We start from the raw sequence: 9,543 nt of genomic DNA on the forward strand, positions 1-9,543 counted from the left end.
AGAAAAAACTTTACCTCCTTTGATTGAGGATTTAGTTGATGAATTATTAAAAGATGACTTTGTGCATTTCAAAATCCTATGCGCAAATGAGGTCCACCACTTCAGTAAGGAAGATGATTCAGTCATTGATTTCCAACAAACCTATGTGAAAGAAACTAGCGCTAACGGAGACATGTTATACATTGCTTATCCTGACATCTTCAGAGCTAAGTTATATAGGGACATGGACAAGTATCTTGAAGACGAAAAGAAATTCAACGCTTTCAATGATGATGACGATTGGACCGGTAACAGGATCCAATTCTAGATAAGATTTTTTTTAAAATCTTACTTTTTTTCTATTTTTTTAGCTATTTTTCTTAATTTTACCATCAATTGCCACATGCCATTCGCCGGGACTGGTTGACTTGACCTTGCGTGTGTTGATGATTTCAACTTCCTTTCCAGCTTTTCTGCATGCATCTTCCAAGCGTTTTTTTCCCTGTTCATATGAGTCAGAAAATTCATAATAGTTGATTATTCCATCCTCTTCAATCAAATCAACTGCAACGTCAAGGAAAGTGTAGGCAAGTCCGGGAAGGTTCATTATAATGCGGTCAAATTTTGAGTTAAATGATTTGCTGACCTCACGAACATCTCCGCAGTAAGTTTCAATGGACCCGTTAAGCTTATTCAATTCAATGTTCTCATCAAGATATCTGATTGCGGCCTCGTTGATGTCTACAGCTGTGATTTCAACATCCTTGTTTTTTGCAATGACAATTGGAAAAGGCCCTATTCCACAGAACATGTCAAGAATTCTTTCGCCGTCTTTTACGCTTTCCATCACTCGTTTTCTTTCGGTTGCGAGCCTAGGTGAGAAATAAACTTCACGCACATCAAGTTTCAAACGGGCGCCGTGTTCCTTGTGAATTGTTACTGAATCGTCCACTCCAGATAGGAATTCCAAATCTCTTACACGAGTTGTTCCCTTGATTGCGCTCTTTTTCATATAGATTGATTTTCTTTTTGTGAACTTGAGGGCAGCATCCCCGATAAGCTGCTTTTTATTTTCCAGATTATCAGGTATCTCCAAGATAACAACATCTCCTATTGTGTCAAATGATGTTCTTAAGTTTTCTATTTCCTCCTCGGTCAATTCGCCTTCAAGCAATTCAGAAAAATTATGTGGAACCTTTTTTATCTCTTCAAGTTCGACGTCCACAATTTCATAATCATCAATATCGTCATTTATTGGAATATATCCGAACTCCTTTTCCGCTTTAATCCTATATTCCATATTCATTAGTCCATTTTCCATCAATTTTATACGGGTGTCATTTAACTCTTTTAATGGAACTTTTACACATTTCATAAAGTTATTTATGCTTAAATTATTATAAATAGTATTATGTTTTATTTAGTTGGATTAGGATTATTTGATGAGAAGGATATTTCTCTTAAGGGATTAGAATGTTTAAAAAATGTTGATAAAATTTATGCGGAATTTTTCACATCAAGATTATTCGGTTCTAGTTTTGAGGCTATCGAAGAGCTGATCGGTCAGAAAATTGAAGTTTTGGTTAGAGGGGAAGTTGAAGAGGAACACAAGTTCATTGAAGAGGCCAAGACTTCTGATGTTGCACTAATCACTGGAGGGGACCCATTAATTGCAACCACTCACAGTGACTTTTTGGTCCAATGCTCTAAAAAGGGAATTGATTTTGAGGTTATTCATGGATCATCAATCCTGTCTTCTGCACCGGCCATTTCAGGTCTTCAGGGCTATAAGTTTGGAAAGGTAACCACTATTCCGTTTCCGGATTATAACTTTTATCCTAAGTCTCCTTATGAGGCTATTGAGGAAAATCTTAAAATGGATTTGCATACATTGGTTCTATTGGACATTCAGGCTCACAAGGACAGGTATATGACTGTCAATCAGGGTTTGGAGTATTTGATGAATATCAAGAACGATTTGGACCGTGAAGGATTGATAACTGAGGACACCTTGGCCATGGGAATTGCACGTGTCGGTTCAAAGGATGTTGTTGTCCGTGCAGGAAAGATTTCAGAATTAATCGATTTTGATTTCGGAGGTCCTCTTCACTGTATTGTAATTCCATCCAAGCTCCATATAGTTGAGGCTGAATATCTTGTTGAGATTGCTGGGGCAGATAAAAGCATTCTTGATGATGTTTAATTATTAAAAATAGGGGGAGTAGTGGAAGTAGTGTCGATCTACTTCCTAATTGAACATATTCTAATCATTTTGGAGATTATAAAATGGTTGACTGATGTTCATCATAAGATATGAAATTCTTTTCACATCGTTTAATACTTATATTTTCATGCTATATAAATCTTTTTATTTGTATTTGATTCCATATTTGGTGTTTGTTCAACTGTTTTTTTCGATATGTGAAATGTTAATTAAATGAGACAAATAAAAATTGTTGAATTGATACGTTTTTTTGACTAATTTTGGTTAAAATTTTAATAAAATAGATGGTATTCATTGGAAGTGGTGTTTTCTTCCAAAGGGGTATTTATATTATTTTGGAGATTATAAAATACCTGATTTATAAGTTTTTAAGTACACAATATTATTGTTACATACTAATGGTATATAAATGTTTTTAGGATTGACTAAAACCTAAGGTCTAAATTATTTAAATATAACTTTCAATATAATATTATTTGATGAAATTTGAAAAAACAATGGGTTTTTATGATTCTAACCGGTTGGGGGATATTCTCTTTATTTTCCACAAGAATCATAGAAAATACCTCAATGATGCGCTTTTGAAATATGATTTGAGCTTGATTCAGGCATTGTGCATTCTTATGATACATGAAAGCGATGAATTGAATCAGAAAGACTTGTCTGACGGATTGTACCTGACAAAAGGCGCAATTACAAAAGCTGTCAAAAAACTTGAGGGCAATGGTTGGATTCTTCGCGAAAGGTCAAGTGGGGACAGGCGCAGATATATCCTGAAATTGACTAAAAAGGGTGAGGATTTCATTCCGAAATTGTATGAAATCAATGATGAATGGGAAGATAAGATGGGATTGAAAAACCTTGATTCCCAATTTATGGAAACATTCAATGGGTTGACATTGAAGTCAATAGATTTGAATTTAAAAAAAGAATAAAAAAGGAATTATGAGTAATCATAAAATCCTTTTCCAGCATTAATACCGGTTTCACCGGCATCTATTTTTTCTTTAAGCATTTTGGCTATCTTTCCAGCGGTGGTGTCAGGGTCTTTAGACTCAGGGTTCATGACCACGATATTGTAAGCTGTGGTAAGGCCTACAATATCCAAGATGTGGAATGGTCCTGCAGGAGCACCGGTAGCTAGCATCCAGGTTTTGTCAATGGTTTCATGGTCTGCAACATCATTTGCAAGCAATGCTTGGCCTGCATTAAGGAACGGAACCAAAAGGGAGTTCAGGATGTATCCTGGCTGTTCCTTTTTGAGTTTTAAAGGAATCATGTTGATGTCTTCCGCAAACTGTGCCACTTGATCGTAATACTCTTGCTCTGTTCCAGGATGGCCCATGACTTCTGCGGTATTGTTTGCCCAGATTGTGTTTGCAAAGTGAAGAGCTAAATACTTTTCAGGCCTTCCGGTGTATTCCGCAAACATTGAAGGAAGCAATGTTGAGGAGTTTGTCACAAGGATGGTCTTGTCTTCCATGTATTTTGCAAGCTCTGTATAGAATGCAATTTTCTGTTCTGGATTTTCAGCAATAGCCTCGATAATCAAGTCTGCATCAGCTGCTGCTTCCTCATAACTTGTTGTCAAAGTCAGGCTGTCGTAGGCATCTTGTGCCTTTTGCTTTAATTCATCGAGTTCTTCAGCGCTCAAGTCAGTTGATTTCGCTAAACCTCTGCAGTATGCACTTGGGTCGGTTTTCATGGCTTCAAGTGTGTCTACATATATGTTTTTGAATCTTTCAAGTTTAGGTTTGGCCCTTTCAATTGATCCTTCGCTTCTAAGCCATATTGTCACGTCGAATCCACAGTATGCAGTTTGAAGAGCGATTTGGCTTCCAAGCACTCCTCCTCCTGCTACAACAACTTTTTTTATACTCATTTTAATGCACCTCATAGTAAAAATAGTTTACTAGTATACTTATATTTGTTTTCATCACTTAAATAGTTGTATATTTATATGCTTTAAAATTCAAAAATAATGTTGATGAATGGCTCTGATGTATTGAATAGTTTACAAAAACGGAATGACCTGTTGAAATCAATATTGCTTCGAGAACAGTTAAAGTATGACAATTATTCTTTTGGATATTTTGAAAAATATGCAAAACTTCTTTTAAATGAGTATAAACAAACAGGCTCATTGTTGAAATCCTCTTTAAATGTGGGCCTTGATCAATTTGATGCATTGAACTGGTATGTTCAAGGCCAAATGGGAAATGAACTGTTTAGGCAATTTAGCCTTGAAATTGATAGGATTAACAATATTGCGGTTCCTAAAGAGGAAATCGTTGAAGAGGATACTCAGGAGATTTTTAATGAAACCCTTCCTGATGGCGACTACACAATTTCCCGGTATGGTGATGGATGGAGTTATAAGACATTTAAAAATGGTGAAAAGATCTTTTTGATATCTTCCGATTTGGACAAGCTGAAGGATAAGGTAATGTCCAAACATTTGCCTTTGGATTAGGTGATTGTATGGAATATGTTCTAAAAGAGTTTAATGGTCTTTCCCTTGATGAGCTTTACCAGATTATCCAATTGAGATTGGAGATTTTTGTAGTCGAGCAGGACTGCATATATCAGGATCTTGACGGTAAGGACAATGTTGCATATCACCTGTTTGTCAAGGATGATGATGAGATTGTGGCCGTCCTGAGAATCCTTCCCGAAAACGTTTCATATGATGAAATGGCAATCGGCAGGATTGTGGTCAAGAAGTCTCATAGGGGTCAGGGAATAGCAGGGGCCATGATGAAAAGGGCAATGGATTTCATTGTCAAAGATTTGGGAAAAAATAAGATTAGGCTTTCAGGCCAGGCTTATCTTGTTGATTTTTACACTAACTTAGGTTTCAAAAGGGTGTCCGATGAATATCTCGAAGATGGTATACCTCATTTTGAGTTCCTTTTTGAATGTTAATTAATTTTTTACAATTTTTAATAGTTTACTTGTTAATTTTATTTAATTTTCTTATTTTTTTTAAACATTGATTATAAATTATACATATTACTATGTGAGGGGTTCTTTTATTTTACTTTAATCATTTACATAAGGGTTATTAATGAGTTTCTATATATATATTCGGAAATCCGTTTTGTAAAATTGATTTTCCAGATGGGGTGTAAAAATGGATTTACATGAAGAAAAAGAGAAAATGTCAAAAAAATTAGACGAAACAAAGGATAATCTTAAAGTGAAGTCTGATGAACAGAAACTAAAAGCTGAAGAGAAAAAAGTCAATGCAAAAATAAAGGCAGAAGAGAAGAAACTTGATGTAAAAAAATCCGTTAACGAAAAGAAGATGGCTGCACACATCGAAAAGGCCGATAAAAAAATTGATAAGGCCCTTGATGATGCGGATAAAGATATCGTAAAGTTGTTGGATGCGGTTGACAAGGAAATCGCTGAAGATGTGGAAAAACCTATTGAACTCATTTTATTCAAGGCTAAAAATAACTTGGAAGAGATCTTTTTAAATGCACAATTGAAGATGCAAAAGGCTAAAAACGAGTTGATTAAGAACCTTGAAAAGGATATCGAAAAAGCCATTGAGTTAGCCACCATTGAGGAAGATCTTTCAGACGTCAAGGAAAAAATTGACATTGTTGTAGCCGGTTTGGAAGAAAAAATCGAAGCTGAGAAGGCTGAATTGAATAAAAAGGTCGAAGAATAACTTAACCTGATATTATGAAAAAAAGATATATTGCTTTAATTGTGATAATTTTCATGTTTAGCATTTCCAGTGCAAGTGCCGGAATATTCAACAGTCTGCTTGGAGACCAGTCCCCTGTGGATGAGGAAAACGATATCGAACTGGATAACGTGACATTCAGAACATATGCCATAGATGCTATTGATACACAGGAATACCTAGCAGATTTCAAGTCAGAACCTGAAACCTACAATAACAATGATACAATAAATTGGATGGAAAATTTGGAAGGGTATGTCATCATACCTTCAAAAGAGGGTGATTTCCTGGTAATGAATGCCAGCTATGCGTCAGACCTGCCCGTTGTTGAAGACAAGTTGGATGCGATTACATTCAATAAGATTTCATGCAAGATTACAGAAGCACATTCTATTGGAAAAGGAATGGTCGATTTGCTTTTGGTTGAAGATGTAAAGTTGGTTGGCACTGAAACTAAACATTTGCTCTAGATTATCAGATTTAGTAATATGACAAATTTAAAATTTCATGTTAAATAATTTATAAATTATTTTAAAATTCAAAAAGGAGGAATTAATATTTTCAAAATGAATAAAACATTGATGATCATTTCATTGGTTTTCATTTCATTGCTTGCAGTTAGTGCTGTAAGCGCAGCAGATAATGTATCTGATGTAGTTGAAGTTTCCAATGCAGATGATTCAAATGTTGTTGCTGTAGATAGTGAAGATGATGTAGTAAGTACTGATGTTGCAGACGACGTGGAAGTTGTTGCTGCAGATAGTGAGGATGAAGTCTTAAGCGCTGATGTAGTTGAAAAAGAAGACAAATTATCAAAAGATTCCGCTAGTGATGATACACTTAAAATTGGAAGCTCTGGTAACGGTTCAAGCTTTGACTTTTCAAAAATGTTCAATGGAACCTCCATCGATTTAGGTAACGGAACCAAGTTCAACTTATCCGACTTATTGAACGGAACTACCTTAAGCTTTGGTAATGGTACATCCATTAACATATCTGATTTATTGAACGGTAACTTCAGTTTCGGTAACGGAACAAGTTTCAACATCTCAAGTTTATTAAACAGTTCCACTTTTGGTAATGGTACCTTTGACTTCTCAAGTATCATTAATATGTTTGGCGGCAGTAAAGAGACCATTGAAGCAGCTGATTTAACTAAAGTATACACTGCTAATACCAAGTATAGTGTCACTGTCAAGAAAGGTAATTCAACTTTAACTAGTGGAACTGTAATATTCACAATAGATAACAAGGAAGTCACAGGACATATTGGAAGTGATGGTGTGGCTACCGTGAGTTTGAAGAATTTAAAACCTGGAACTCATTTTGTCGTTGTAGAATATGGTGATGTTTTAGTTAAAAAAGTTATTACAGTTAAAAAAGCAACTCCTAAATTAACTGCTAAAAATAAAGCATTTAAGAAAGCTAAAAAGACTAAAAAATATGCTGTAACTTTAAAAACAAATGAGGGCAAAGCTCTTAAAAACACTAAAGTTACCATTAAAGTTAAAGGAAAAACCTACAAGGCTCAAACCAACAGTAAAGGAAAAGCAACCTTTAAAATTACTAAATTAAACAAAAAAGGTAAATTCAAAGCTGTTGTTAAATCCAAAAAAACTGATTGCTACAATTCAGTATCTAAAAAAGTAAAAATTACTGTTAAATAATTTTTTTTCTTTTGAATAAGTTTTGAGTTTTAAACTCAAAACAAACTATTTTTTTTTAAACAAAACTAATTTTATGTGATTAATTATGGCAGATAAGAATATTAGACAACGAGGAAAAGAAATCAATTCTGCATTAATCAAATACGGTTTCGGAAAGTTTATCAACCGTAGTATCAAAGCCAAGATTCTACCTTCCAAAGAGGAGGAAGAGGAATACAGTCTTTTATTGGATCCAGAACTTCCTGTTAATTTAAGATTAATGTTTCAAGAGTTGGGAACTGCATTTATTAAGTTAGGGCAACTGTTAAGTACAAGGCCAGATATGGTTGGAGACAAACTAGCCAAAGAATTTGAAAAACTTCAAGATGACAACCCTACTATTAGCTATGAAGAAGTTAAAAGCATAGTTGAAAGTGAACTCAATGGAAACATTGATGATTTGTTTTCAGAGTTTTCCAAAGAAAGCCTTGCAACTGCTTCAATAGGTCAGGTTCATGAGGCAAGATTGCCTACCGGTGAAAAGGTTGCTGTTAAGGTTCAAAAGGGAGGAATTGCAGAAACCATTGACACTGATTTAATCATCATGAAGAAATTGGCTGAAAAGCTCCATGATAATGATGAACTTAGAAAATTCAACTTGCCTGGAATAATGGATGCATTCGACCATTCAATTCATATTGAAATCGATTACATCAATGAGTTAATCCATATGAAGCAGTTGGAGAGGAATTTTGCTGAAGACGACACTATTCACATTCCAATTGCATATTCTCAATATTGCACATCCAAAGTTCTTACTATGGAATTTGTTGAAGGAACAAAAATGCAGGATGTTATTGAAAGCGACAATGATGAGTTTGATAAGCCACTTATAGCAAAACGCGTACTTGATTCATTCATGAAACAGCTTTTGCTTGACGGATTTTTCCACGATGACCCTCATGCAGGGAATATGTTTGTTTTAGATGACAATGTAGTATGTTATATTGACTTGGGTACTGTTGGAATTCTTGACGATGACTTTAGAAAAGAATTGTGTGATCTATTGATGTTGGTTGGAGATAAGGACGTCAAAGGAGTTATTAATCAATTCATATATATGGGTGTTTTAGATTATACCATGGACACAACCGATTTAAAACGTGATTTGCGTGACTTGTTCTTCAGATACCTTAATGAGGATGCAGGTGGATTAAACGATGTATTGGACAAGCTGCTTTCACTTATGCAGGATTATGGAATAATTCTTCCAAATGAATTTGCCACTATGGCTCGTTCATTGTCAATGATTGAAGCTGTTTCAAGCAGTTTGGATCCTAATGTGGACATGATGGCATCCATAGAACCGATTGCAAAAACTGAAGTTAATCAAAGAATAGATATCAAAAATTTCATTAGCGATAAAAAAGGTAGCTTATTGTATTATAAGAACATGTTAAAATCATTATTGCCTTTGCTTGCAAATTCAATTCATAAAATTGAAAACGGTGATATGAGTATCAGGTTTGAACTTGATAGCCTAGATCGTATTGTAAGCAAGTTTTCATATGTGGTTTTACTGGCGGCCCTTTTGATAAGCTCTTCATTGGTTATGACAGTAACAAGGGGACCAATGTTGTTTGACATGCCGTTAATTGCAGTGATTGGTTATATTGTAACATTAATTTTTGCAATATTGGGCTTAATTAATTATTTATATTCCAGATAATTTTATCTTTATAATGCAAGAATACCATGACCTCTTTAGGTCGGGGATGAATTGCACTGTTGTGTGTACTATCTTTTTTTAATAACTTTTATCATTTTTATTTATTTTGTGTTTTTTTGGATGTTATTTTTTTTTTACATGATTTTTTCAGTATACATTTTTTTTATGTTGATTGTAATATTGTTTTGGGTGTGAAAAATTGTTCTGAGTACGTTATTTGATTACTTTCCAAATGCTCTTGCTCTTTTTTTATATATAACTAATTTAC

11 protein-coding genes are annotated in these 9,543 nt (G+C 34.5%); 9 read left to right on the forward strand and 2 right to left on the reverse strand.

Annotated features, from left to right (window positions below; genetic code table 11):
- The coding region (locus ILA26_RS00690) for a hypothetical protein (protein ID WP_292892939.1) at nt 1–307 on the forward strand (307 nt) is incomplete at its 5' end.
- Between the two features lie 39 nt (nt 308–346).
- Here the strand turns inward: ILA26_RS00690 and ILA26_RS00695 are convergent.
- Nucleotides 347–1,354, reverse strand: coding sequence for a class I SAM-dependent methyltransferase family protein (locus tag ILA26_RS00695; protein ID WP_292892941.1), 1,008 nt, complete (start codon nt 1,352–1,354; stop codon nt 347–349).
- A 36-nt stretch (nt 1,355–1,390) separates the two neighbouring features.
- Between ILA26_RS00695 and dph5 the strand changes: the two genes are divergently transcribed.
- Entirely contained in the window at nt 1,391–2,182 is a 792-nt protein-coding gene (dph5, locus tag ILA26_RS00700; protein WP_292892943.1) for a diphthine synthase, read from the forward strand.
- A gap of 500 nt (nt 2,183–2,682) precedes the next feature.
- Nucleotides 2,683–3,138 (forward strand): MarR family transcriptional regulator, encoded by a 456-nt coding sequence (locus tag ILA26_RS00705; protein ID WP_292892945.1) that lies wholly within the window; start codon nt 2,683–2,685, stop codon nt 3,136–3,138.
- 8 nt (nt 3,139–3,146) lie between these two features.
- Here the strand turns inward: ILA26_RS00705 and ILA26_RS00710 are convergent, their stop codons facing one another.
- The gene (locus ILA26_RS00710; protein ID WP_292892947.1) at nt 3,147–4,085 is read right to left on the reverse strand and encodes a 3-hydroxyacyl-CoA dehydrogenase; all 939 of its coding nucleotides are present in this window, start codon (nt 4,083–4,085) and stop codon (nt 3,147–3,149) included.
- 105 nt (nt 4,086–4,190) lie between these two features.
- Here ILA26_RS00710 and ILA26_RS00715 point away from each other — a divergent pair, with 105 nt between their 5' ends.
- From ILA26_RS00715 to ILA26_RS00740, 6 genes are all read left to right on the forward strand, one after another.
- Nucleotides 4,191–4,676, forward strand: coding sequence for a hypothetical protein (locus tag ILA26_RS00715; protein ID WP_292892949.1), 486 nt, complete (start codon nt 4,191–4,193; stop codon nt 4,674–4,676).
- 8 nt (nt 4,677–4,684) lie between these two features.
- On the forward strand, nt 4,685–5,128 hold the full coding sequence (locus ILA26_RS00720; RefSeq protein ID WP_292892951.1) for a GNAT family N-acetyltransferase: 444 nt from the start codon (nt 4,685–4,687) through the stop codon (nt 5,126–5,128).
- 208 nt (nt 5,129–5,336) lie between these two features.
- Nucleotides 5,337–5,882, forward strand: a complete 546-nt coding sequence (locus ILA26_RS00725) for a hypothetical protein (RefSeq protein WP_292892953.1) — start codon at nt 5,337–5,339, stop codon at nt 5,880–5,882.
- Between the two features lie 53 nt (nt 5,883–5,935).
- Complete coding sequence (locus ILA26_RS00730; RefSeq protein WP_292892955.1) at nt 5,936–6,370, forward strand: hypothetical protein; 435 nt, start codon at nt 5,936–5,938, stop codon at nt 6,368–6,370.
- Nucleotides 6,371–6,466: 96 nt separating this feature from the next.
- Entirely contained in the window at nt 6,467–7,567 is a 1,101-nt protein-coding gene (locus ILA26_RS00735; RefSeq protein WP_292892957.1) for an Ig-like domain-containing protein, read from the forward strand.
- A gap of 85 nt (nt 7,568–7,652) precedes the next feature.
- Nucleotides 7,653–9,275 carry an AarF/UbiB family protein gene (locus ILA26_RS00740; RefSeq protein ID WP_292892959.1) on the forward strand — a complete coding sequence of 541 codons (1,623 nt, stop codon included), beginning with the start codon at nt 7,653–7,655 and terminating at the stop codon, nt 9,273–9,275.
- The last annotated feature ends 268 nt before the right edge of the window (nt 9,276–9,543 follow it).

This window comes from Methanobrevibacter sp., assembly GCF_017940815.1.
Lineage (GTDB): Archaea > Methanobacteriota > Methanobacteria > Methanobacteriales > Methanobacteriaceae > Methanocatella.